At 63.2% G+C, this 22,722-nt stretch carries 16 protein-coding genes; 9 read left to right on the forward strand and 7 right to left on the reverse strand.

All coding sequences use genetic code 11. The annotated features are described in order from the left end of the window. Nucleotides 1-21: 21 nt before the first annotated feature. From IRI77_RS22045 to IRI77_RS22060, 4 genes are all read right to left on the reverse strand, one after another. Nucleotides 22-843 carry a hypothetical protein gene (locus IRI77_RS22045; RefSeq protein ID WP_194447174.1) on the reverse strand — a complete coding sequence of 274 codons (822 nt, stop codon included), beginning with the start codon at nucleotides 841-843 and terminating at the stop codon, nucleotides 22-24. Between the two features lie 47 nt (nucleotides 844-890). Continuing rightward, entirely contained in the window at nucleotides 891-1,511 is a 621-nt protein-coding gene (locus tag IRI77_RS22050) for a PRC-barrel domain-containing protein (protein WP_194447175.1), read from the reverse strand. 248 nt (nucleotides 1,512-1,759) lie between these two features. Continuing rightward, a complete protein-coding gene (locus IRI77_RS22055) occupies nucleotides 1,760-4,258 on the reverse strand; it encodes a DNA translocase FtsK (RefSeq protein ID WP_194447176.1) in 2,499 nt (832 codons plus the stop codon). A 57-nt stretch (nucleotides 4,259-4,315) separates the two neighbouring features. Next, complete coding sequence (locus tag IRI77_RS22060) at nucleotides 4,316-4,795, reverse strand: rhodanese-like domain-containing protein (RefSeq protein ID WP_194447177.1); 480 nt, start codon at nucleotides 4,793-4,795, stop codon at nucleotides 4,316-4,318. Between the two features lie 169 nt (nucleotides 4,796-4,964). Between IRI77_RS22060 and IRI77_RS22065 the strand changes: the two genes are divergently transcribed. From IRI77_RS22065 to IRI77_RS22080, 4 genes are all read left to right on the forward strand, one after another. Next, complete coding sequence (locus IRI77_RS22065; protein WP_194447178.1) at nucleotides 4,965-6,182, forward strand: MFS transporter; 1,218 nt, start codon at nucleotides 4,965-4,967, stop codon at nucleotides 6,180-6,182. A 65-nt stretch (nucleotides 6,183-6,247) separates the two neighbouring features. After that, nucleotides 6,248-7,072 carry an undecaprenyl-diphosphate phosphatase gene (locus IRI77_RS22070; RefSeq protein ID WP_194447179.1) on the forward strand — a complete coding sequence of 275 codons (825 nt, stop codon included), beginning with the start codon at nucleotides 6,248-6,250 and terminating at the stop codon, nucleotides 7,070-7,072. Between the two features lie 86 nt (nucleotides 7,073-7,158). Next, nucleotides 7,159-8,580 (forward strand): pyruvate kinase, encoded by a 1,422-nt coding sequence (gene pyk, locus IRI77_RS22075; protein WP_194447180.1) that lies wholly within the window; start codon nucleotides 7,159-7,161, stop codon nucleotides 8,578-8,580. 127 nt (nucleotides 8,581-8,707) lie between these two features. Beyond that, nucleotides 8,708-9,697 (forward strand): c-type cytochrome, encoded by a 990-nt coding sequence (locus tag IRI77_RS22080; protein WP_194447181.1) that lies wholly within the window; start codon nucleotides 8,708-8,710, stop codon nucleotides 9,695-9,697. A 73-nt stretch (nucleotides 9,698-9,770) separates the two neighbouring features. Here the strand turns inward: IRI77_RS22080 and IRI77_RS22085 are convergent, their stop codons facing one another. Together IRI77_RS22085 and IRI77_RS22090 are read right to left on the reverse strand one after the other, a co-directional pair. Then, nucleotides 9,771-11,651, reverse strand: coding sequence for a choice-of-anchor V domain-containing protein (locus IRI77_RS22085; RefSeq protein WP_323745112.1), 1,881 nt, complete (start codon nucleotides 11,649-11,651; stop codon nucleotides 9,771-9,773). 36 nt (nucleotides 11,652-11,687) lie between these two features. Further along, on the reverse strand, nucleotides 11,688-12,917 hold the full coding sequence (locus IRI77_RS22090) for a choice-of-anchor V domain-containing protein (protein WP_194447183.1): 1,230 nt from the start codon (nucleotides 12,915-12,917) through the stop codon (nucleotides 11,688-11,690). 135 nt (nucleotides 12,918-13,052) lie between these two features. On the opposite strand from IRI77_RS22090, the gene IRI77_RS22095 reads away from it, so the two are divergent. The 4 genes from IRI77_RS22095 to IRI77_RS22110 are packed head-to-tail and all read left to right on the forward strand — an operon-like array spanning nucleotide 13,053 to nucleotide 16,928. Beyond that, a complete protein-coding gene (locus IRI77_RS22095; RefSeq protein WP_228486254.1) occupies nucleotides 13,053-14,075 on the forward strand; it encodes a sugar phosphate isomerase/epimerase family protein in 1,023 nt (340 codons plus the stop codon). 6 nt (nucleotides 14,076-14,081) lie between these two features. Beyond that, nucleotides 14,082-15,164: an acyltransferase family protein gene (locus tag IRI77_RS22100; protein WP_194447184.1), complete on the forward strand. Its 1,083-nt coding sequence runs from the start codon at nucleotides 14,082-14,084 to the stop codon at nucleotides 15,162-15,164. Nucleotides 15,165-15,206: 42 nt separating this feature from the next. Next, nucleotides 15,207-16,496 carry a Gfo/Idh/MocA family protein gene (locus tag IRI77_RS22105; protein WP_194447185.1) on the forward strand — a complete coding sequence of 430 codons (1,290 nt, stop codon included), beginning with the start codon at nucleotides 15,207-15,209 and terminating at the stop codon, nucleotides 16,494-16,496. 57 nt (nucleotides 16,497-16,553) lie between these two features. Beyond that, on the forward strand, nucleotides 16,554-16,928 hold the full coding sequence (locus IRI77_RS22110) for a VOC family protein (protein ID WP_194447186.1): 375 nt from the start codon (nucleotides 16,554-16,556) through the stop codon (nucleotides 16,926-16,928). Nucleotides 16,929-17,343: 415 nt separating this feature from the next. Here IRI77_RS22110 and IRI77_RS22115 read toward each other — a convergent pair whose 3' ends face one another. Continuing rightward, entirely contained in the window at nucleotides 17,344-18,768 is a 1,425-nt protein-coding gene (locus IRI77_RS22115; RefSeq protein ID WP_194447187.1) for a radical SAM protein, read from the reverse strand. A 156-nt stretch (nucleotides 18,769-18,924) separates the two neighbouring features. Between IRI77_RS22115 and IRI77_RS22120 the strand changes: the two genes are divergently transcribed. Continuing rightward, the gene (locus tag IRI77_RS22120; RefSeq protein WP_194447188.1) at nucleotides 18,925-22,710 is read left to right on the forward strand and encodes a hypothetical protein; all 3,786 of its coding nucleotides are present in this window, start codon (nucleotides 18,925-18,927) and stop codon (nucleotides 22,708-22,710) included. Nucleotides 22,711-22,722 lie beyond the last annotated feature (12 nt).

Raw genomic sequence — 22,722 nt, forward strand, 5'->3', positions numbered from 1 at the left:
TTAGCTCCTACTCGCCCAATCTCACTGGAAGGCGATCTCGCGCACAACCGCGCGGGTCTTGTAGTCCAGTAGCAGCTTCACAGACCGGCCCGCACCCGGCTGCGCGCCGCGCTCGTCGTCGCGGTGGATGGCGGCCATCACCTCCGCGCTGCCGCCGGAATCGGGCCCCTGGCTCTCCAGCCGGTAGTCAGCCTCCTGCCAATGCTTGACCCGGACCAGATACTCCGTTGCCGCCTTCCGCAAATCCTCCGCCGGCACAATGGACGCGCGCAGAAATCCGGCGGACCCGTACTCTACCGTCGCGGGCCGCCATCCGTCCGCGGCGAAGAAGCCTTGCTGATAGCGCCACAGAATCTCCAGCCGGGCCCCGCTCCGTTTCAGCCACGTCAATCGGTAATACAGGTGGCGCCGCCAGGACGGAGCCGAGCCGGTCATGAAGTTCATCTCCAAGGGTGTCGGCCAGCTCACCCGGCTCTGTTCCGTCGTCAAGGTGACCTGATCACCCGCGTCGGGTTTGAATGTCACATCCGGCAGGGTATCCGGACCACCTTGTTTCCGGCCCGGCCCGCAGGGGAACTCGCCATCGGCGTAGGTGAATGTCACCCGGCCGGTTCCGGAAAGGGCCACGTTGAATCCCGACGGGAGGCTGCCCGGGACCATCAGATCAAGACGGACACCCGCCATTTCGAGCACGCCATTGTCGTATCTGAGCTGATCCAACGGCCGGACAGCGGTTCGATTTGTCGATAAACGATCGAGCGCTCCGCTCAGCACGCGGATGCCGTACAACCAGATGACTACCCCGACGGCAGCCAGGAGAGCCAGACCAAGCAGAATGCGCACGTCTGACTCTAGCGCAGGTTCCTCCGCTCCGCTTTAGAGAGTTCGAGTTACAGATCGTCGTGTGCCTGAGCCAGCACCACCTGGCGGTCCGGCCACGAGATCGACTCCACACACCTCGTCGTGAGCAGCACCTTCTGGCCGTTCATCCAGCTTCCTGTGCGGGCCACCACATACCGCACGTACCAATTCGAATCTTCCATGATCAGGTCGTCGATCTGGCCCAGTTCCCCGTCCGCCGCCTTCACCTGGTAGCTGATGATGTCTTTCGAACTGTGCAGGTGCGTGTCCTCTTCCATGACTGCCGTTTGGGGACTGGCAAAGACCGGGACCAGCGGCGGCTCCATCGACCAGTAGGTAGGCCAGCCGTAGTACTCGCTGATGGCGATCTCTTCCTGGCGCGACACCGGCCTCGCCGTATCGACATCCGGACTATTCCGGATTTGATCCATGGTCAGGCTCACCGGCAGGATGCGTTGGTCCCAATCCGGTTGCCCCGCCGCGGCGGGCGCCACCAGCACCTGCCGGCTGGAGAACCAACTCCCTGTTTCTACAACGAGATAGCGCACTCTCCAACCACGATCGTCGAACAGGAAATCGTGGACGTGTCCCAGATTGCCATCCTCCGCGTGGATCGTCGAGCCGATTAAAGAACTCAGGCTTCGCAGCATGATTTCCTCCTGGAATTTGCGTTTACGCTTCCAGTTTGGCCGCCGCGCGGAACGCCGGCGATCCCGATTTCAGGTGACAAGGGCTCGGAATTCAGGGCAGGCGACCACCGCGGCATGCGAACTTCGCCTCCTCTTCAGGAGTAGCCCGGCATTCGAACTCTCTCGCGCAATCTCCGCCCGAAAAGAAAAGAGCCCGGGGACCAGGCTCAGTTGGCCCCCGGGCTTTCTACGGTTTCTCAACCACAAACTCAGTCGTCGTCGTTGTCCGGCGCGTCCATCCAGCCGGGCCGGCGCAAAACGTCTCGGGGACGGGATCCATCCGGCGGACCGATGATCCCTTCACGCTGCATGTTGTCCAGGATGCGGGCCGCGCGGCCATACCCCAGCCGCAGGCGCCGCTGGAGAATAGACGTCGAAGCCTTGCCCATCTCGCAGACCACCCGCACGGCGTCGCGGTAGAGGGGATCTTCCTCGCCGTCGGCCTCGTCCGCCTCGTCGTTGTCGTCGTCGGACGGCGGAGCGATGAGGTAGCTCTGGTCGTAGTCCGGCGAACCTTGTTTGCGCCAGAAATCAACCACATCGGTGATCTCGGTCTCGGTGACGAAGGCGCCGTGCACGCGCAGCAGGCGGGAGGTGCCGGGCGGCAGGAACAGCATGTCACCCTTGCCCAGCAGGTGCTCCGCGCCCATCACATCGAGCACGATGCGCGATTCCACGCGCGTCGCCACGCGGAAACTGATACGAGCCGGGAAGTTGGCTTTGATCAGGCCCGTGATCACGTCGACACTGGGGCGTTGCGTGGCCAGCACCAGGTGCATGCCCACGGCGCGCGCCATCTGAGCCAGGCGGATGACGGATTCTTCCACCCCGGCGCGCTCCAGCATCATCAGATCGGCTAACTCGTCAATAACAATGAGGATATACGGCAGCGGCCGCTCTTCCTCCACCGGATCCTTCGGCTTGTTCTCGTCGAACAGCGACATCGGCTTGTCGTTCGCCAGCCGGATCTTCTTGTTGAACTGGTCGATATTGCGGACGCCGTAGCTGGCCAGCAGCTTCAGGCGGCGCTCCATTTCCAGCACCGCGTTGCGCAGCGCGTTCACGGCCTTCTTGGGCTCAGTGATCACCGGCGTCAACAGGTGTGGAATGCCGTCGTAGATGCCCAGTTCGACCCGCTTGGGATCCACCATGATCATGCGGACCTCGTCCGGAGTGGACTTGTAGATCACGGACATGATCAGGGCATTCAGCATGACGCTCTTGCCGCTGCCGGTGGAGCCGGCAATCAGCAGGTGCGGCATCTTCTCGAGTTCGGAGATACGGATGCGGCCGCTGATGTCCTTGCCCAGGGCGATGGTCAGGCGCGACGCCGACTCAATGAATTCATCGGATTCCAGGATCTGGCGCAGGCTGATCATCTCGCGCCGTGAGTTGGGCACTTCGATGCCCATGGTCGGCTTGCCGGGGATGCGCTCGATCAGGATCGACTCCGCCTGCAGGCCGAGGCACAAGTCCTCGCTCAAGGTGGTGATCTTGGCGATCTTTACTCCGGCGTCCGGCTTGAACTCGAACGTGGTGACCACGGGACCCGGGTTGATCTGCACCACATTGCCCAGCACATTGAACTCTTCGAGTTTCGACTTGATGCGGCTGGCGACGTCCTTCAGTTCGGCGCTGTCATAGCCTTCGCGTTCCGGCACGATGTTCAGCAAATTTGTGGGCGGAACCCGGAACGACGTCCGGCGGGGCGGTTCTTCCTTGGCCTTTACTGCAGGCTTCGGCAGCGGCGGAGCGGGCACGACAGCCGGGGAGAGGTCGTCTTCCAGCGAACGAATAGGGATATCCGGCTCCCACGGAGGGGCGTCCTCGACAGCGGCTCCGCCATTGCGGAAGTTGCCCGTCGAGCCGTTGGCATAGCCGTTCGTGTGGCCGTTTGAGTACACTTCGCCGTGGCCGTTCACATACTGAGGGATCTCGGTGTCGAGCCCGGCGCCTTCCATTTGCGCCACATCCGCGTTCAATCCGGCGGGACTCAGAGCCACGGCGCCGGCTGCGGCGGCAGCGGCCTTCCCCTTCAACTTGCGGCTCGCCATGGCCTGCGCCAGCAACCCGGGGGCTTCGGTGCCCTCGCCTTGCATCTGCTCATCGGCCGGGTCCATCTGCGGCTTCGGTTTCCGCTTCCATACCTTACTGAGTTGTTTCGCCAGCCATTGTTCAACCGCCTCGCCAATCGCGGCGATGGAGAAGGTCGACACCAGGTAGATGGACAGAATGAACAGGCAGGTCAACAGGATAGCGGTACCCGTGACATTCAGGATCCGGATCATGCTGCTCGCCACCAGGAAGCCGGCCACGCCGCCCACGGCAAACGCCCCGTCATAGGGAGTGAGCGGGTGCATCAGGTCCAGCGCGCCAGAGATCGAGGCGGACATGAGGCAGTAACCCAGCAGCCGGATGATGGGCGACCGCAGGCTTTTGGCGCGCATCCAGCGCAAACCGAGCCAGGCGGTGAGGAAGGGTACAACCCACGCCGTCAGACCAATTGTCTGGAACAGAAAATCGGCGAAGTGCGAGCCGACGCTGCCGATCTTATTGTGTGCGGGGGTCCGCCATGTGGCGTTATTCCAACTGGAATCAGTTGGATCGTAGGAGGCCAGAGCAAACAAAAACCCCACAGCGGCGAGGAGCAACACTATGCCCGTCACCTCTTTGAGGCGTGGAAAGCGTGTAAATAGTTTTACCTTCATCCGCCTTACCGGCGAGCGAAAGCCAGAGCAAAGCAAGTATAACAGAAGACCAGAGCGTCAGCCCTGGCCATTCTCGACGGGATAGCCGTGCTGGATCCAATCGGCCGAGAAGTTGGTATCGATGATCAAAGCCTTCAGGCGCTTGAACCCCAACTGCTTCAATTCCGCAAACGCCGGCTTCATGTTGGGGCAGTGGTCCCACGGACAGCAGCCGCAGTAGAGGACAACGTCCTGGTCCTTGGAAAGCCCGGCGGCGGCCTTCCTCAGCAACTCGATGCCTTCCGGCTTATTGCACGGCCCGACGTAGACCGAATTCGGGATGTGCTTGCTGCGATACAACACCCCAAAGCCCACATGGAAGATGGCAATCTTCTTCGCGTCCTTCCCGCCCAGCCGCTTGGCGAAGTCGGCCGGCAGAATCAGGTCGGCGTCGTTCCAACCGGCGGGCGCCGCGCTGGCAGCCACGGCCGTCAGAGCCGCCAGCGAGGTCCGCATGAGGCCGCGGCGCGACAGTCGTGGGGTTACTTCGGTACACATGCTCCAATTCTAGTCCTAATCATCCAATCCAATCCCACGTCCCGAATCGGCCTTAAACCATTCCCATCCAGTTCGATTCGCGCGGATCGCCGATTCCCACCGCTTGACTTGCCGTTCACCTCGACCCTATTATCGATATTTATATCGATTGTCAGACTCGAGGAGTTCCATGTCTGAATTCACAGGCATCAATCCAAGGCGCAGCCTGCACCCCTGGCTCCTGGTGGGCCTGCTCTGGGTCGTGGCCGCCCTGAACTACCTCGACCGGCAGGTGGCCTTCTCCATGTTCCCGCTGCTGCAACGGGATCTCGGCGCCACCAGCACCCAACTCGGGCTCGTCGGCACCGTGTTTCTCTGGACTTACGGACTACTCTCCCCCGCCGCCGGCTATCTGGCCGACCGCTTTGGCCGCATCCGCATCATTCTCTTTGGCCTGATCGTCTGGAGCGCCGTCACCTGGCTCACCGGCCACGTCCGCACCGTGGAAGAGCTGCTTTGGACCCGCGCGCTGATGGGCGTCAGCGAAGCCTGCTACCTGCCCGCCGCCCTGGCCCTGGTTGTCGCCGCCCACCCTGACAAGACTCGTTCGCTAGCGGCCGGCATCCACCAGAGCGGGCTCTATAGCGGGGTGATTCTCGGCGGAGTCTGGGGCGGCTGGATGGGCGAAACCCACGGCTGGCGCATGGCCTTCACGGTTCTCGGGGCTGTCGGGATTGTATACTTCATCATCCTGTTCGCCTTCTTCCGGCGCCATGCGGAGCCGTCGCCGGGCGCCGTCCCCCATCCGCTGCACGGCTTCGGAGAACTGCTGCGGAATCCGGCCTTCCTCCGGCTGGGCGCGGCCTTCGGCCTGGTCGGAGTCGCTAACTGGCTGGTCTACACCTGGTTACCCGCGTTTCTGGTCGAGAACTACTCGCTCGGCCTGGCAGCCGCCGGATTCTCGGCCACGTTCTACCTGCAGGTGGCCAGCTACGCCGGCATCCTGGTGGGCGGGTTCGCCTCTGACCGCTGGCAGCAGTCCTCCTCGCGCGGGCGCATCCTCACCCAGGTCATCGGACTCGGTGTCGCCGCACCCTTCCTCTTTCTCATGGGCACCACCAAGTCCTTTCCCATATTGGTCTTAGGCCTGATCCTCTTTGGCCTCGGCCGCGGGCTCTATGATTGCAACACGATGCCGGTGCTGAGCCAGTTTGTGAGCCCGGGCCTGCGCTCCACCGGCTACGGGTTGATGAACTGCCTCTCCTGCCTGCTGGGCGGTGTCATGGCCGGCCTGGCGGGGTATCTGAAGAGCCAGGTGGGCCTCGCGGCCGCGTTCCAATGCAGCGCCGCTGTGTTGTTGCTGGCCGTGATCCTGCTCTCCGCCCTGAAGCCCCGGCCAGCCCAGTAGAGGGGGATCACAAGATCCATCTCGCGTGATCGTGCCGGACCGCCCTGATTCGCTACAATCCGGCGATGGACCTGATTCTGTTGCTCAAAGCCCTCGTCATGGGTATTGTGGAGGGCCTCACCGAGTTCCTGCCGATCTCCTCCACCGGACACCTCATCCTGGTCGGGGATCTGCTGTCGTTCAACTCGGAGAAGGGCAAGGTCTTCGAGATCGTGATTCAGACCGGCGCCATCTTCGCCATCATCTGGGAATACCGTACAAAGTTCCTGGGCGTCCTGAAAGGCCTCTTTTCCGACCGGCGCGCCCAACGATTTGTGGTGAACCTCTTCATTGCCTTCCTGCCGATTGCGGTGCTCGGCCTGGCTTTGAACAAAGTCATCAAGGCTCATTTGTTCAAACCGGTACCGGTGGCGCTGGCGTTCATCATTGGCGGCCTGGTGATTTTGTGGGCTGAGCGGCGCAAACACGTGGTCCGCATCCGCAGCGTGGATGAGATGGATTGGAAGGATGCCCTGAAAGTCGGGTTGGCCCAGTGCCTGGCCATGATCCCCGGCACGTCACGCTCCGGCGCCACCATTATCGGCGGTCTCTTCCTGGGTCTCTCCCGCCAGGCGGCTACGGAGTTCTCATTCTTCCTGGCCGTCCCCACGCTGATGGTGGCCGGCGCTTACGAGCTGTATAAGGAGCGCTCGCTGCTCTCGATGGCCGATGCGGGCTGGTTCGGCGTTGGCTCCGTGGCCGCCTTCCTCTCCGCTTTCCTGTGCGTCCGCTGGCTGCTCCGCTTCATCAGCAGCCACGACTTCACTGCCTTCGCCTGGTACCGGATTGTCTTCGGTGTGGCCGTGCTGGCAACAGCTTACATGGGACTGGTGAACTGGACCGCGCGCTGATTACGGTTTGGTTGCTGGGGATTGGAGCCCAATACGGGGCATAATGGAATAAGGCCACCGTTGGGCGAAACATTTCACCAATCCGCATGACCAACACCAAGATCGTTGCCACACTGGGACCGGCCTGCAGCTCTCCGGAGATGATCCGCAAGCTCATTCAGGCCGGCGTAGACGTTTTCCGCCTGAATGCTTCCCACGGCACCGTGGAACAGCGCCACGAAGCCGTCCTGGAAATCCGCAAAGCCTCCGAAGAGCTCAAGCTCAATACAGGCATCCTGCTCGACCTGCAAGGCCCCAAGATCCGGATCGGGACCTTTGAAGGCGGCTCAGCCGTGCTCCTGCCCGGCGCCGAATTCGTCATCACGACCGAAGACGTCATCGGTAATACTGAAGGCGCTTCCACCACTTACAAGGACTTTGCCCGCGACGTAAAGAGCGGCGACCGCGTCCTGCTGGCCGATGGAGCCCTGGAACTCATCGTGATCGACTGCGACGGCATCCGCGCCCGCTGCCGCGTCGTCCGCGGCGGCGTCATCAAGGACAAGAAGGGCATCAACCTGCCCGGCGTCCAGTTGTCCACCCCCTCCATGACCCGCCGCGACATGGAAAACATGCTCGCCGGCCTCTCAGTGGGCGTCGACCTCGTCGCCCTCAGCTTTGTGCGCCGGTCCAGCGACGTGTTGCGCCTGCGCCTGTTCCTTGAGGAGAAGGGCTCGAATCTGCCCATCATCGCCAAGATTGAGAAGCCCGAGGCTGTCGAGAACATCAAGGACATCCTCAGCGAGAGCGACGGCGTCATGGTGGCGCGCGGCGACCTGGGCGTGGAATGCCCCATGGAGAAGGTCCCCTTCATCCAGAAGTCGATCATTGAATCCGCCCGCCGCGCCGGCAAGTTCGTCATCACGGCTACGCAGATGCTGGAATCGATGATCGAGAATCCGTTCCCGACCCGCGCCGAAGTCAGCGACGTCGCCAACGCGATCTACGACGGCACCGACGCGGTCATGCTCTCCGGTGAGACCTCCGTCGGCAAGTATCCGGTGGAAGCCGTCAGCATGATGGACCGCACGGCCGCCCAGGCTGAAGAGTCTACGCGCAAGTACGGTTTCCGCGAACTGCCCACCCGCGAGTACGTCACCCACGCCGAGATCGTCTCCGATTCCGCCTATCACGCCGCCAAGATGGCCGGCGCGCAAGCCATCGTGGTTTTCAGCTCCTCCGGTTCCAGCGCCCGTCACGTCGCGCGCTTCCGCCCGCCGGTGCCGATCTTCGTCTTCACGCAGACGCAGCAGGTGGCGCGTTCCCTGTCCGTCGTCTTCGGCATCAGTGCGATCGTCGCGCCTCACACCACGTCGACAGACGAAATGATGGCGCAGATGGACCGCGTGCTGGTCGAGAAAGGGCTGCTGAAGCCCCGCGACAGTGTGGTCTTCGTGGCCGGCATGCCCATCGGCCGCCCGGGCAGCACCAACATGATGAAGCTCCACCGCGTCGGCGAAATCGGCTGACAGGGGCAGCAGTCCCGATTCGCCCTGCACGGAGCCGCCGGAACTGTAAAATACTTTACGGTTCGATCCGATCAGCGCCACTGTTTGCGCGTATTGATGGAAGGACCCGGTAGGAGGGGCTCTCGCAGTGAAGAAAGTTCTGCTTTACGTTGTCATCGCCCTTGTGGTGATCGTGGGCGGCGGGTATGCCGCCCTGGTGCTCAAGAAGCCGGCCATGAATCCGCCTTCCGCGCTCAAGGTGGAAGCCACGGCGGAGCGCCTGCAGCGCGGCAAATACGTCTTCGAGTACGTGGCGGACTGCGGCGGGTGCCACAGCGAACGCAACTGGGACAAGTTCGCCGCGCCGGTCTACGACGGCCGTGCCGGCGTTGGGTTCGTGTTCCCACCCGAACTCGGTTTTCCCGGCAAAGTGGTGGCCCCCAACCTGACACCCGATGCCGAAACCGGCCTCGGTTCCTGGAGCGACGGGGAGAAGCTGCGCGCGATTCGGGAAGGCGTCTCCAAGGATGGGCGCGCCTTGTTTGCCTTCATGCCGTACACGCATTTCCGCAAGATGAGCGACGAGGATGCCAACTCGGTGGTGGCCTACATGAACTCGCTGCCACCGGTGAAAAACCGCCTGCCCCGGACGGAGCTCAACTTCCCTGTCAACCTGATGATCAAGTTCGCGCCGCAGCCGGTGACCACTCAGGTGCCCGTACCCGATCATTCGAACCGCCTGAAATACGGAGAATATCTGGTCGAGATGGGCGGCTGTACCGAATGCCACAGCCAGTTGGAGAAGGGCAAAGCCATCGAAGGCAAGGAGTTCGCCGGCGGCCACGAATTCAACCTCGCGGGCAAGTTGGTACGTTCGGCCAACATCACGCCGGACGAAGAGTCGGGCCTGGGCAAGTGGAGCGAGCAGCGTTTCGTGGACAAGTTCAAGGGCTTTGCGAACATGACGTACGACAACGCTCCCCGGATGAACCAGAGCAATTTCACGGTGATGCCGTGGCTGCCGATGTCGCAGATCCCGGAAGAAGACCTGCGGGCGATCTACACCTATCTGCGCACCCTCAAGCCGGTGCACAACCCGGTGGAAGTCCACCCGCCACTCGCTCCTCCGGCGCAGTAAGCCGCAAAAAAACGGGGGCGCCGTGGTGGCGCCCCCAATTAGCGTGAAAGCTCAGTTCCGCCTGCTTTGATCTCTACTGCTGCACGGTCGGGATCGAGGTGAATGCCTCGCCGCCGAAGCGCAGCCCCAGCACCGACAGGCCTGCCGCCGGTACGGAGAACTTCGCGACGCCCCGATTGCCTACCATCCCGCTCAAGCCGGGCAGACTGCGCAACAGCGCCGCAGTCTTGCCATTCGCCGGAACCGCGATGGTCGAGGTGCCGATCTGGTTGCCGCCCGCGTCCAGCACCAGCACGTTCACAAGGGCCGCCGATGCAGTGGGATTGGCCACACCCACAGCCGTGGCGAACGCCGTATCGTCCCAAATCAAGGTGCTGGTGGGCAGCGTCGTCCCGGTCAGCGGCACAACCGCCTCCTGGTCCGCGCGTCCCTGGATGCTCTGGCGGAAGATCGCATACCCGATCACTCCGCTGGGCAGATCCACTTTCACCCAGCCCTGCGTCAGCGCGCCGGTATTGGTCGCCTCGAAGAGCGCCGTGCCGTTGGCGCTGAGGTTCAGCGTCTTCGACGTTCCGCCCGCATCCGCGACAGGCAGCGGATTCCCGTCTTCGCCCAGGAAGTTGGCCGTGACGGAGACCGGACTACCGGTCGTATTGCTGAAGTACAGCGCCGTATACCAGCCGCCGCCGAAGGCCAGTTGCGGCAACGCGAACGAGGTCCCCACCGGAGCAGCCGTGGGAATGGAGGTGAAGGCCTCACCGCCGAACCGCAGCCCCAGCACCGACAGGCCGCCGGTAGCGATGGAGAACTTCGCCAGGCCCCGATTGCCCGCCATGCCGGCCAAACCCGGCAGGCTGCGTAACAGCGTCGCCGTCTTGCCGTTGGCCGGAACGTCGATCGTGGAGGTACCAATCGAGTTGCCGCCCGAATCGAGCACCGTCACGTTCACCGTAACCGCGCTCGCATTCGGATTCGCCACCGCCACTGCCGTGGCAAACGCCGTATCATCCCAGATCAGGGTGCTGTCCGAGAGGCTGGTGCCCGTCAGCGGCACAACCGCCTCCTGGTCCGCGCGTCCTTGAATGCTCTGCCGGAAGATGGCATAACCGGTCACCCCATCCGGCAACTCGACCTTCACCCAGCCCTGCGTCAGCGCGCCTGTGTTCGTTGCTTCGAAGATCGCCGTGCCGCTGGGGCCGATATCCAGGGTCTTGGTCGTCCCACCCGCATCCGGCACCGTGAGCGGACTCCCGTCCTGGCCAAAGAAACTGGCCTTCACTGAGACCGCACTGCCGGTCGTGTTGTTGAAATACAGCGCCGTATACCACCCGCCGCCGAAGGCCAACTGCGGTAAGGCGTAAGTGGTGGTCGTCGGAGTCGAACCGGAGCCGGGTGAGACCGTCAGCGACGAGTTGTAGATGTGGTCGCCCGGATCCTCGCGCCCATTGTTGTTGGCCGCATTGCCGGCTACATAAAAGGTCACGTTGCCTACGTTGACGTCAGCCGGCGGAGTCCAGAGAACATCCCAGGTGCCGGAGTTGGACGTGCCCTGATAGGTACCCGTTGACGTGTGTGTGATGAACTGGATCCCGGCGGAGCTGACCTTCCGGGTATTCGTGGAGTCCGCCACCACCAGCGTCCCCGCGCTCTGGTTGGCATCCGAAGCCAGCCGGGGGGAGATTTCGAAACCCCAGCGTCGCGCTGTCGGATCCGCCAATGTGATCCGCAAGCGGAGTTGCTGCCCTGGCGTCCAGTGGCTGGCGTCCACCAGTTCCACCTTCACGCTGCCGGTACCGCTATTGGCCACGCCTCCATGACAATCCGTACAGATTCCATCCCCAGGAGCGCCCGTGACAAACGTCGGAGCGCCCGTGCTATTTGCCAACAAGGAAGCGCCAAAAATTACGGCGCAAATTGACAGTTTTGTAGTGATTTGAATTTTCCCCATCCTCATGTCGATAGAAACCCGGATGCATATTTTTGGTTTTGGTTACTTATCGGTTGAGGGAATCGCACTGAACGACGTAGTTCCAACGCGGAAACCCGCCACCGAGAAACTGCCGGACTCCACCGTGAGTACAACCGTCCCACGATTGCCCGTGGCGGCCGTGAACTCCGGTATGTCCTTCAGGTTTACTTCCAGTTTAGTTTTGGCGGGCAGAGCGATGCTGGAACTAGCCACGGCTTGACCGCCAGGATCCGCCAGGGTCAAACGCACTGTGGTGTTTTCTGACCCGGGGTTGCTGAGCGAAAGCTGAGTCGTGAGCGTCGTATCGTCCCACGCCAGCGTACTGCTTTTGACGCCGGGCGAGGAGAAATTGAGTACAGTTTCCATCGCCGGCTGGTCCGGCGGAGACTTCGTGAGAACGGCATAGCCGGACACACCGTCCGGCAGCACAAGCGAGGCATAGCCTTCGGTCAGCGCGCCGCCGGCGGGCGCTTCGATCACCGCGCTGCCGTGCGCCGCCAGGTCCACTGTGGGCGCGGCGCCTCCAGGCACCCCGCTGGAGGGCGTACCATCGTTGCCCGTAAAGAAAACAAGAATCTTCGCCGCCGAGTCCGTGGTGTTATACAGATACAGCTTCGAGGACCAGTTCTCTCCGAACACAAACCTGGGCACAATGCGGTTCACCGTCGGCGCGGGCGTCGTTGGGTTGCTGGCCGCTGGCGAGACCGCGAGCGTCGTCGTATAGATCTTGTCGCCCGTATCGGGCTGGTTGTTTCCGTTGGCCGCGTTGCCGGCCGCGTAGAAGGTCACTTCCCCGGCGGATGCGCTGTCTGGTGGAGTCCACAGCAGTTCCCACGTGGACGAACCAGTGGTCCCCAGCTTGGTACCCACCAGGGTGTGCGTCACAAACTGGATGCCCCCGCCGCCGTTGTTCAGCCTGGTATTCGTCGTGTCGGCCAGCGCGAATGTCCCAGCCCCGGAGTTCGGATCCGAGCTCAGGCGCGCCGTGACGTTGAAGCCCCAGCGCCGCGCCTGCGGATCGGCTAGCGTGACCCGTAGCCGTACCTGCTGTCCCGGTGTCCAGGTTGCGGCATCCACCATCGCCACGGTCAGCTTGCCGGCGCCCGTATTGATGTTCCCACCATGGCAATCCGTACAGATGCCGTCCCCCGGCGCGTTCGTCGTGAACATCGGCGCCCCGTTCACCTCGGCCCACAGCGACGCACCCAGCATCGCCGAACACACTAATAACTGAATTGCCCTGCGGCCCATTTTGTTTCTTCACCCTTTCTGCGCTCCAGGGACCTTTCCGGCGTCCCCGCGAAAGCATCTATCCTGTGGGGTAGGACAAATGCTCGTTCCAGGTGGAACAGCTATCCTCCGCGGACGCTTTCAGGAGACGCTCACATGCCCAACGCCTTGCCCCCCATGAAGCTGGGGCTCAACACATACTGTCTGCGCGCGCTGCGCTGGAACGATGCCCAGTTGCTCGACTACACGGCGTCGCTCAAGCTGGATGCCGTCTTCCTGCAGGACTCCCTGGACCCCAAAGCGATGGATCCCGCCCACTGGAAAGAGGTCCGCGCGCAAAGCGAGCGGCTCGGCCTGCACCTGGAAACCGGCGGCGGCGGCATCATGCCCCGCACCGCCGACCAGTTCCAGCCGGCCGTTGCCTCCCTGCTCAAGAACGTTGAACGCGCCAAGGCCATGGGCTCTCCTTACATGCGCGGAGTGCTGGCCAGCGAGCGCGCGGCCTTCCCGCCCGGCCCCGTCGAGCAGCACATGGAGACGGCGGTCAAACTCCTGAAGGCCGTCCGGTCGCAGGTGATGGACGCCGGGATGAAGATCATCATCGAGGTCCACAAGGACCTGCTCGCCTGGGAACTGAAGCAGGTGGTGGAAGCCGCGGGCAAGGAGTTCGTGGGTGTCTACATGGATACTGGCAACCCGGTCTTTGTCCTGGAACACCCCATGACGACCCTGGAGACCCTCGCGCCCCACATCTGCTGCCTGCACCTGCGCGACTCCGTCGTTTACGAAACGCCGCGCGGCGTCGCCGTTCAGTGGGTGCCGCTCGGGGAAGGGGTGGTGGATTTCAAAGCCATCATGGCGCGAGCCCGTGAGCTCTGCCCGAATGTCTACGTCTACATCAAGCCCATCACCGGGCGTCCACCCGCCATCCTGCCTTACCTGGAACCCGGCTTCTGGAAGATGTATCCCGACATGCGTGGCTCCGACCTGGCTCGTTTTCTTGCCCTCGCCCGCCAGGGCCACCCCTACGAAGGCCACGTCGTCATCGAAGACGTGCCGGGCCGTCCTGTACCGCCCGAGTTCGTCGAGGCCCTGAAGTTCCAGCAGAAGGAGCACATGGAACGCAGCGTCGAATACGGCAAGAAGGTGCTCGATCTCGGCGTGCGCTGGCGAGGATAGCAAGTAGTGCCCGAGCCGTTGTCAGCCCGCCGCATCCCCGAACTCGATGGTGTGCGCGGGCTGGCCATCCTGTTGGTGCTGGCCGTCCACTTCGGCCTCACCGCCAATCCGCCGGAGCCGCTCTATTCCCTGCTGCGCCTGGGCTGGAGCGGCGTCGACCTCTTCTTCGTCCTCTCCGGCTTCCTCATCACCGGAATCCTGCTGGATACCGCCGGATCGCCCAACTACTTCCGCGCCTTCTACGCCCGCCGCGCGCTGCGCATCTTCCCCCTCTACTACATCTACATTGCGGCGTTCTTCTTCGCGGTCCTGCCCCTGGCCCATGCGCTGAACCGCCCCGTGCCGCCCGGCCCGGCCCAGGGCTGGTACTGGCTTTACCTTTCGAACTGGCGCAGCGCCCTCGGCCCAGACTATGCCTTCCTCAGCCACCTCTGGTCCCTTTCCATTGAGGAGCAGTTCTACCTCGCCTGGCCGCCGCTGGTGCTCTGGCTGGGCCGGCGCCGCCTGCCGTGGCTCTGCGGACTCCTGATCGCCGCCGCGCCCCTGTTGCGCTTCGCCTGGCGCGTCCATCCTTACTCGCCCGAGTTCCTCTATCGACTCACGCCATTCCGCGTCGACACCCTCGCCTGGGGCGCGCTGCTGGCCGTGATCGTCAGGAACGAAGCGGGACTCCAACGGCTCCTCCGCTGGGCACCACCCCTAGCCGGAGCGGCAGCGGCCGGCCTCACGGCAATCTTCGTCGTCTTCGGGACGAAGAACTCGCAACCCGTCGTGGCGGTCGCGGGCTACACTCTCTTTGGAATTCTGTACTTATTCGTAGTTCTAGCCGGCTTCCGTGGTTGGCGGCCGCTCCGCTCCACGCTGCTGCGCACGTTCGGCAAGTACAGCTACGGCGTCTATGTCCTGCATTTTCCGTTGGTCGGCTACTTCTACCTGGCCATGGAGCCAGCCGCCCGCGTCATCGGAGCAGTGCCCGCGGCCTTCGTGGGCTTCCTGCTCGGCTCAGCCATCGCCCTGGGGCTGGCCCGCCTCTCCTGGCTGCTGCTGGAACAGCGTTTCCTGGCTTGGAAGGACCGCTTCCAGGCGTGATATCGTGCTTCTGGGATTATCATTTTTTAGCGAGGTATTGTCATGAGCTCCGTCTCTCGCCGTCATTTTTTCCAAGGCGCCGTACTGGCCGCCTCCGCCACCCGCGTCATGGGCGCCAACGACAAGGTCAACGTCGGCATCATCGGCCTGGGCGGTCGTGGCAACGACCACCAGTCGAACTACATGCAGATTCCCGAGGCGCGCATCGCGGGCCTCTGCGACGTCAATCAGGCCGCCCGCGAGCGCTCGCAAACCCGTCTCACCAACGCCTCCCTCGAGAAGGCCGCCGAGTACGACGACATGCGCAAGATGTTCGCCGATAAGAACATCGACGCCGTCTCCATCGCCACCCCCAACCACTGGCACGCGCTGGCCACCATCTGGGCCTGCCAGGCCGGCAAGGACGTCTACTGCGAGAAGCCGGCGAGCCACAACATCCACGAGAGCCGCGCCATGGTGGCTGTAGCCCGCAAAACCGCCCGCATGGTCCAGATCGGCTCGCAGAGCCGCAGCACGCCCTACAAGATGCACGCCATGCAGATGCTGCATCAGGGCGTGATCGGTAAGCTCTACATGGCCAAAGGCCTGTGTTACAAACGCCGCAAGAGCATCGGCAAGGCGCCCGTCACCCCGGTTCCGGCCGGCATCGACTGGAGCCAGTTCCTCGGGCCCGCCCCCCTGCGCGACTTCACCATGAACCGCTACAAGTACAACTGGCATTGGTTCTGGGATACCGGCAACGGCGACATCGGCAACCAGGGCGTCCACGAGATGGACATCTGCCGCTGGGGCCTGGGCGAAGTCACCTGGCCCGAATCCACCTCGTCGACCGGCGGCAAGTACGCTTACGACGACGACCAGGAGACGCCGAACACCCAGCTCGCGTCCATGCAATACCCTGGCATGGAGATTGTCTTCGAGGTTCGCGGCCTGCTCACGGGTCCCGAAGGCGGCCAACCTGTCGGCAACTACGCCGTCGGCAACCTGTTCTATGGCGACGAAGGCTGGATGTGGGTGGACTCCACCGGCTTCCAGATCTATCGGGGCGAGAAGAGCGAGAAGACGTACGAAGAGAAAGCCGAGCGCGGGCCCGACGGCACCATCGCTCACATGAAGAACTTCCTCGCCGCCTGCCGCAGCCGGAATTACAAGGAACTGCATGCCGAAATCGAGATCGGCGCCATGTCCGCTTCGCTGTGCCACCTGGCCAACATCAGCTACCGCGTGAAGCACACCATCAAGTGGAACGCTGCCGGCATGAACTTCGGCGCCGACGCCGCGGCCAACGAACTACTGACGCGCAAGTACCGCGCGCCTTACGTCGTCGCTTAAACCGTACGCCCAGCTCCGGGTTGGGTGGATCCGCCATGCGGATATGATGGAGATGCCATGATCCTAGGCATTGAACATACCGCTATCGCATCCCCTGACCCGGCTGCCTTGGCCCAGTGGTACGTAGATACCCTCGGCTTCGTCATCAACTATCGCGGCAGCACCGCCTTCTTCGTCAAAGCCCCCAACGGCACGATGATCGAGATCATCCCCGCCGAAGGCGACCGCGGCGGGAACACCCTCAAAACGCCCGGCCTGCGCCACCTGGCCCTCACCGTCGGCGACTTCGAAGCCGCCCTGGCCGAACTCCGCGCCAAGAACGTCCATTTCCTCAGCGAACCCAGCGAGAGCAAGGGCAACAAGGTCGTCTTCTTCACTGATCCCGAGGGGAACATTCTCCACCTGCTCTACCGGGCGACGCCTCTCGCCTGATTCACTCGCCAGTTCTGGATCGGAGCCGGCTCAACCGGCTCCGCCCTCCGGGAAATCACCGGCCGCACAGACCGCACTGTCCCGTTTTGTGTCACCCACCCCCCTGACTGTTCCAATCCGAATCACTCCCCAGAATTGACGCTTGCTTCGCCGGAAAACTGGATCCTCCACGATTTCAACCACTTGGAGCAAAACCTGGCATTGGCAATCGACGTGTAATAGAAAGGAGCAACCCCCTCAGGTCACATCGGGAACGGGACGGGTTCTCCACTTCAAGACCGTGACCTGATCCAGGACACTCGACAGGTTTGCCGGGTTCCTCCGATGATGCGGCGGCCAGCGTACCTTCCTCCTCGCTGGCCGCCGTACCCATTTCCAGCGCAGGTTCAGTGCTTGCCGCACCACACGAATGGGACTACCGGCCCAGCAGCCGCCTCACCCTCGACGCCAACCGCACCAGCCAGAAACTGCGATACCGGGCGAACTCCGCCTCCAACTCGCGAAAATCGGCGATCGCCTTTTCCGCCTTTGCCTCCAGGTGGTCGATCTGCGATTGACCGGCGGTCAGGAGTACGTCGCTCTGCTCCAACTTCCACCGGGTGGCCGCTACCTGGGCCCTGACGAGCGGCAGCACGCCCGGCGTCTCAGGAAGCGGCGACGGACCGGACGCTGACGCCAGCAACGCCAGCCGCTCCCCATCGACGGCCCGATCCTCCACACGCGCCTTTCCGTGCCCTTCCCGCCATCCGCAGAACTGGGCCGAGCACCCGGAGCTCAGATACCGGCCCGCGATCATGTCGCTCCGCTTCGCCATCGCCGCCGGAGAATTCCACAGCGCCGAGAGCGAGGCCGCGTAGAGGTTGCCAATCGGTTTCGCGATGAAGCACACATGCGCGTCGCCGTTCTCCGCTACAAACAGGGTCGTCCACGGATTCGGGCACAGCTCGAACGCGCCCTCCGACAGACCGTCGCTATCCGGATAGAGGCCCAGCCGCCCCTCCTCCAGGAACGCCGTCTCCAGCCCGTGGCTCTCGAACAGGGATTGCAGCCCGGTGACGCGCAGCGTCCGGAAGACCTGCCGGTGAACGGGCAAGGCCGACTTCAGAATGGCGTGCAACTCTTTCACCTCGCCCCCGTCCCGGATCACTTCGTCCGCTTCCAGCGTCGGATGCCTGGCGGTGTTTTCCGTGGAGAGCTCCATCGTCTGCAGCGTCACGTCCGCCATGCCGTGCTCCGCCATCAGTTCCAGATATTGGGTGATCTCCCGGAAGTTCGACCGCATGATGACGAAGAACGAATCCAGATAGGGAGTTTCACTCTCCAGCCGCAGCTTCCAACTCCGGATCCGGTCGATGTTCGCCAGCACCTGGTCCAGATCCGCCCCGCGCCGCAGACGGTTGTAGGTCGCCCGGGTCCCGCCGTCGATGGAAACCGTGATGTTGACGAACGGTCCGCGCACCAGCCGCTCGGCCCACCCCTCGTCCAGCAATGTTCCGTTCGTGCTGATACTGATCAGCTTACGCTCCACCAGCCCCGTGACGTCGCCGATCAGTTCGCTGAATCCGCGCATCGCCAGGACCTCTCCACCCTGGATCCGCAGCGTGGACAGGTAAGGATAAAAGGCCATCAATTCGCGCCGCAGTTCGATCCCAATCTCCGCCGGCCGCAACAGATTGGCGCCGTTTTTTGCCTGATAGCAGTGAAGGCAGTCGATATTGCAGGCATTGCCCAGAACGAGCCCCAGGCAACGCGGCCGGCTGTAGAGATAGACCTGCCCCTGCTCATACTCCAACTGGCTGAGACGCAGATTCTGCCGGTATTCCCGATCGGGGTCGATCATCACGGGCGCCTGTTATCAGAGTGGCAGATTGTCCAGCCCGGTTGGGTAAGAGTTCGGCGGTGGGAAACTCTCCCCGCACATTTCACGGCAAGTCGGGGTTATCATCAATTACCATCTGGGCGGCAGTTGCCGGATGCTCAATTGGGGGGGTGCCGCATGTCTGGTCAAACTGGGGCCACCTTCGTGGCTTGCTTACTGTTCGCGGTAGGGCTGCAAGCCGCGGATTACTCCGTTTTCGGTGTCTCCAACACGCCAACCTCGGGCGGCGGCCAGTGGTCCACCGAACTGCGCGTCACGAATCAGGGCTCCGCCGCAGTACTGACATTCTCCCTGCGTGTCCCTCCCGATCAGGTGCCGCCAGACCCGCAAACACGCACCCTAGCGCCCAACGAGACCCTGGTTCTCCGGGATGTCCTAGCCGACCTCTGGGGTCTTTCCAGCGTCTCCGGAGTGCTGCAGGTCGCTACGGACCAACCCGTGCTGATCTCCGCCGCGAAATCTTCCGCGGGCCGTTACGGCACGAGGCTGCCCATCATCGGCGATCAGCTCAGGATCTCGTCCGGCCAGATCGGGGATTCCTTGTGGCTTCAGCAGGATGCCAAGGCCTCGACAACCATCACCCTCAGCCTGGAGACGCCCGATTCCAACCTGGACCTCATTCTTTTCGATGATGCTGGAACGAAGCTGAATACCCTCTCCTTCACCGGCGGCCCCCAGATTGTCGTCGTTCCGGTGAGCTCCCTGACCGGCACGGATCTTCCCGTTGGCCGCGCGGAGGTGCGGGTGAAAAGCGGACGGGCCGCCGGCTACTACGAGGTAACCGACAGCACGACTGGCGACCTCATGGGTACCGGCTTGCTGGGCCTGGCGGATACGGACCAGAGCCTCATGCTGGGCGGCGTCGTACACGGGCGTGGCGGTGAAACCGACGTCCGGATCTTCAATCCCGGGTCCAGCACGACCACGGTGTTAGTCGCGGCCGGTGACACCACCGCCAATGTCGACGTGCCGGCGCACGGACTGCGGCAACTGCCGGGCGTCCTCCCCAACACCCTCAACCTGTCCGACGACTGGGCAGGCTACCTGCGCTTCTTCTCCTACACCCCCATCGAAGTGACGGCTCGCACCACCACCCCGGACTCAAGCGGTGGCCTCTACGCCGAAGTACACAGCGCGACAAGGGCGGATTCGCTCTACGAACAGGGAGCCGCCACTTTCCTGCCCTCGCTGAACGCCGGCGCGACGCTCCTTTCCAGGGCTGGAGCCGGCGGCGCCACCGCACAGCTTTCGCTCCTGGACCTCACCGGAGCCACTGTGGGCTCGGTCAATCTGGCCCTCGACCCGAATGCGACGCGGGCCGACTCGATGGCGGATCTCTTTCCAGGTGTTACCGTCCCGGATTCATCCTCCATGCAAATCGCCGTGCTCAGCGGCGCCATGGACGGGGCCGCCCTGCTCAAGGCCCCTGGAACCGGCGATCCGTCCTACCTGGCTTCCACAACCACGCTGGCGGGCGGGTGCGCGCCCCCGGTCATCGATTCCTTCAGCGCCTCCAACGTCTCCCTGGCGCAGCCGGGTCAGGTCGTCCTCTCCTGGTCCGCTCGCGCCACCGATTCCGTCGATGTCACCCCGTTTGGCGCGGGCCTGCCGGCCGCTGGCACTCTCTCGGCCAATGTCGGGGAGACGGTCACTGTGTCCCTGGTTGCCTCCAACGGCTGCGGTACCGACACGCGCAGTGTCGTCATCGCAGTGGGTCCGCCGGTGCCTCTCTCAATCCTCGGCGGCACCCCATCGCCGGACACCGGTGAACCGTCGGCCAGTCCGGGACAGACCCTCGCCATACAATTCGACAATCTGGCCGACCCGGGCAATATCGACGTCCTGGTGCTGGTGGCGCCGGACGGCTCGGAGCGGCCCTTGACGCCCGAGGGCGTGACCACAAACGGAGCCATCGCGTTCCGGTTGCCCATCTGGGTGGATAGCGCCAGCGCGGGCGGCTATCGTACCGGCGAGGTCGTCATCGCGGCCGAGGCGGGCGGCACGCGCAGCGCAGCGCTCCCCCTCAACATCCTGCCGCTGTCTTATGCCGGAGACCCCATTGCGGACTTCCGCGCCTTGCTCGACCGCGTCTCCGCCGCCGGCCAGACCGCCCTTGCCGCCTGGCAGCAGGACGCATCCTCGGCGCCCATCGCCAGCGCCCAGCAAAAGGCAGCCGCCGCCATCGAGTCCAGCCTGCGCGCCATGGTCGACTCCATCCAGGCGAACGGCAGCGCCACGCTCGACTGGGGCACTCCGGGTCTGCCCACCGTCACGATTACCGCGGACAACCTGGCTACCCTGCTCGCCTACAACGCCAATGCCCTGGACTCGCCCATTCCCGGCGCCGAGGACGGCGGCAGCGCCCTCACGCCCGAGAAATCAGCGTCCTCCTCCCGCATGGCGAACGCACTCAACTGCTTGAACATCCGCTACCCCCTCATCGCCTCCTGCAAGAACCTCGACGCAGCCCACAAACTGGCCGACCCGGTGACCGATTTCCTGCATCAGGCCGATTCGATCAGCAAGGACGATATCGCCAAAATCGGCGCCAAGGAGGTGCAGGACCGCCTTCGGAAGAAGTTCGCTGGATCCTTTCTCGGCCTGCTCGGCAAACGGCTGCAGGGCTGGCTGAACGTCCTGGAAGTGGAGTGCAACGTTCAACCCATTCGTCTCGACGGGTTTACGGTGCGGCCATCCACGATCAAAGCGAACTTCCGCGGCTCAGGCCCCAGCGCCCTGGCCCTGAATGCGCAGATGACGCCGGACTACGATCAGAACAATCTGGCGAAGGACATCGAGAAGAAAGCGCTCGACCGGTACATGAAGGAGCTCAACAAGAGCGCGAAACTCAGCCCCGAGGCCTCGAAGAACCTGCGCGACTTCCTTCAGCTCATGCTCTTCGATTTCAATGCGGACTACGACAAGGCCCTCTCCGACGTGGTGAAGTCGCTGGGGCAGTTGAAATCGCGGGACAGCATCCAGGTCGGCATGTGCGACCTCGACAAATTCTACGCCGAAAAGAACGGCCCCAGCGACGCCTACAATCCACGCAAGAGCATAGTGGAGCCGGCCAGTTGGCGGTCGGATTTTGGAGACCTGACCTTCTGGTATATCGGCCGCCGCGCCCCCGCGCCTGAGAAGTTCTGCGTGTACCCGAAGGTCCAGAACTTCCTGTTTCACAAGAACCTGGAGCTCTCCAACACCGCCCTCAACATCACCAGCCGCGAGACCTGCTACAGCCAGCCCGGCATCTCAGTCGGAAACTCGGCGGGCAAGGTCCGAGCGGCCGGCAGCCGTGCCGCGGCGCTCACCCCGGGGGATTTCACGGGTCCCGGCTACGCCGACGATATCTATGTGGGCCCGGCAGGTGCGGCTGTCAACGTAACAGTCAAATACTGGGCCGGCAATGACAACGCTCTCTACGTCGGTCCGACCGCCCAGGCGGCCCTCGATCAGGGTGAAACCATCAACGCGTCCATGAATGGCGGCCAATCCAGCGTGACCCTCAACGCTTCGCGCAAGGGCCGGACCACCTATACCTCCACGCTCAGCGGCTACGGCGCATATACAGCGGACCGCCAGGTCTACGCGGCCGAGGGGTATGTGGGGATGAGCGCAGTCATTCCGCCCAACCGGGACGGCACCCAGAACTTCAACGCCACCGTCACCAATGTGGGCGGCAATTGCGAGGCATACGGCTACTTCATTTCCTGGACGGACGAGAATCAGCAATACCACAAGGTGGGGGACCTCTACTCCAGCAAGTTGCCTCCCGTGATCACGGCCTCCGGGGCAGGCGTACAGAGCGTCCAATTGGGCATGACATTCCGGGCCAATGGAACGCCCGCGAACAGTTGCTCGTTCAGCATAACGCTGGAGATTATCCCGAACGACGGGCAGTGAGCCGCTCAAGCT

The sequence above is a fragment of the Paludibaculum fermentans genome (assembly GCF_015277775.1).
GTDB classification, from domain to species: domain Bacteria; phylum Acidobacteriota; class Terriglobia; order Bryobacterales; family Bryobacteraceae; genus Paludibaculum; species Paludibaculum fermentans.

Coding starts and splice junctions, on each gene's coding strand:
- IRI77_RS22050 (WP_194447175.1), bottom strand. CDS start 1,511: ATGCTGCGAAGCCTGAGTTCTTTAATCGGCTCGACGATCCACGCGGAG.
- IRI77_RS22055 (WP_194447176.1), bottom strand. CDS start 4,258: ATGAAGGTAAAACTATTTACACGCTTTCCACGCCTCAAAGAGGTGACG.
- IRI77_RS22060 (WP_194447177.1), bottom strand. CDS start 4,795: ATGTGTACCGAAGTAACCCCACGACTGTCGCGCCGCGGCCTCATGCGG.
- IRI77_RS22065 (WP_194447178.1), top strand. CDS start 4,965: ATGTCTGAATTCACAGGCATCAATCCAAGGCGCAGCCTGCACCCCTGG.
- IRI77_RS22070 (WP_194447179.1), top strand. CDS start 6,248: ATGGACCTGATTCTGTTGCTCAAAGCCCTCGTCATGGGTATTGTGGAG.
- pyk (WP_194447180.1), top strand. CDS start 7,159: ATGACCAACACCAAGATCGTTGCCACACTGGGACCGGCCTGCAGCTCT.
- IRI77_RS22085 (WP_323745112.1), bottom strand. CDS start 11,651: ATGAGGATGGGGAAAATTCAAATCACTACAAAACTGTCAATTTGCGCC.
- IRI77_RS22090 (WP_194447183.1), bottom strand. CDS start 12,917: ATGGGCCGCAGGGCAATTCAGTTATTAGTGTGTTCGGCGATGCTGGGT.
- IRI77_RS22095 (WP_228486254.1), top strand. CDS start 13,053: ATGCCCAACGCCTTGCCCCCCATGAAGCTGGGGCTCAACACATACTGT.
- IRI77_RS22105 (WP_194447185.1), top strand. CDS start 15,207: ATGAGCTCCGTCTCTCGCCGTCATTTTTTCCAAGGCGCCGTACTGGCC.
- IRI77_RS22110 (WP_194447186.1), top strand. CDS start 16,554: ATGATCCTAGGCATTGAACATACCGCTATCGCATCCCCTGACCCGGCT.
- IRI77_RS22115 (WP_194447187.1), bottom strand. CDS start 18,768: ATGATCGACCCCGATCGGGAATACCGGCAGAATCTGCGTCTCAGCCAG.
- IRI77_RS22120 (WP_194447188.1), top strand. CDS start 18,925: ATGTCTGGTCAAACTGGGGCCACCTTCGTGGCTTGCTTACTGTTCGCG.